This window comes from Limnospira sp. PMC 289.06 (genome assembly GCF_032350395.1).
Taxonomy (GTDB): domain Bacteria; phylum Cyanobacteriota; class Cyanobacteriia; order Cyanobacteriales; family Microcoleaceae; genus Limnospira; species Limnospira platensis.
Genome location: NZ_JARPLC010000377.1, coordinates 1 through 873, shown reverse-complemented (window position 1 = coordinate 873; position 873 = coordinate 1). Strand labels below are relative to the sequence as shown.

At 46.0% G+C, this 873-nt stretch carries 4 protein-coding genes; all 4 read left to right on the top strand.

Going from position 1 to position 873, the window contains the following annotated elements; all coding sequences use genetic code 11:
* Window positions 1–111: reverse transcriptase N-terminal domain-containing protein (locus tag P5674_RS25305; protein ID WP_315643399.1), on the top strand; the 111-nt coding region annotated here is incomplete at its 5' end.
* Between the two features lie 21 nt (window positions 112–132).
* Complete coding sequence (locus P5674_RS25300; RefSeq protein ID WP_014276140.1) at window positions 133–354, top strand: hypothetical protein; 222 nt, start codon at window positions 133–135, stop codon at window positions 352–354.
* Window positions 314–544, top strand: coding sequence for a reverse transcriptase domain-containing protein (locus P5674_RS25295; protein ID WP_014275530.1), 231 nt, complete (start codon window positions 314–316; stop codon window positions 542–544). The genes P5674_RS25300 and P5674_RS25295 overlap by 41 nt, the downstream gene beginning before the upstream one ends.
* A partial coding sequence (locus P5674_RS25290; RefSeq protein WP_315670433.1) for a reverse transcriptase/maturase family protein occupies window positions 534–873 on the top strand: 340 nt, incomplete at its 3' end. The genes P5674_RS25295 and P5674_RS25290, both read left to right, overlap by 11 nt.

Here is an 873-nt window from a genome sequence, read left to right as displayed (position 1 = left end):
CAAAAGAGTATATTCCAAGCAGCTAAATCGGGACAAGACGCAAAGGCACGAAGGTGGCAACGTCTATTGGTGAAGTCATATTATGCCCGACTCCTAGCAGTGCGACTGTAGGGGCGGGTTCCACGGTCAGCCATGCTTCCCAACAGTCAGCTTAATAAACCCGCCCCCCAGGCGGGTCAAGGCAAGAAGACAGCCGGTGTTGATGGAGTAAGAGCAATCTCTCCAAGACAAAGGTTCGAGCTTGTTAAGAACATTAAGGGAAATCTCAAAGCAAAACCACTGCGACGGGTGTGGATTCCAAAACCTGGTAGGGATGAAAAAAGCTGGAATAGGAATTCCCACAATCCAAGATAGAGCGAGGCAAGCCTTGGTTAAAACGGCTCTCGAACCTGAATGGGAATCGAGATTTGAAGGCACAAGCTATGGGTTCCGTCCTGGACGGTCAGCCCAGGATGCAATAGGCAGGATTTACGCTGCCATTAATAAAGGACAATATTATGTTCTTGATGCAGATATAGCGAAATGCTCTTACCGTGAACCATGATTACCTACTGTCCAAAATTCATTGTCCAAGCTGCCTAAAAAGAGACCTGAAACAATGGCTCAAAGCAGGTGTGCTAGATAACGGTGTATTTGAGGATACAGAAGCAGGGACACCTCAAGGAGGGGTAATAAGTCCAATACTCGCTAACATCGCACTGTTGGGGATGATTAGGTTAATTGAAAAACTGTACCCTAAGAAAACAGACAATCGCCCGTATGCGAATGTCATAAGATACGCCGATGATTTTGTGGTCATCTCAAAAGACCTAGGAATCATTGAACAGTGCCAAACTGCAATCACCGAATGGTTAAAACCTGTAGGCTTAGAAA

Bases quoted from the DNA above. Each gene is read 5' to 3' on its own strand.
- P5674_RS25295 (WP_014275530.1), top strand. From the start codon at position 314: ATGAAAAAAGCTGGAATAGGAATTCCCACAATCCAAGATAGAGCGAGG.
- P5674_RS25300 (WP_014276140.1), top strand. From the start codon at position 133: ATGCTTCCCAACAGTCAGCTTAATAAACCCGCCCCCCAGGCGGGTCAA.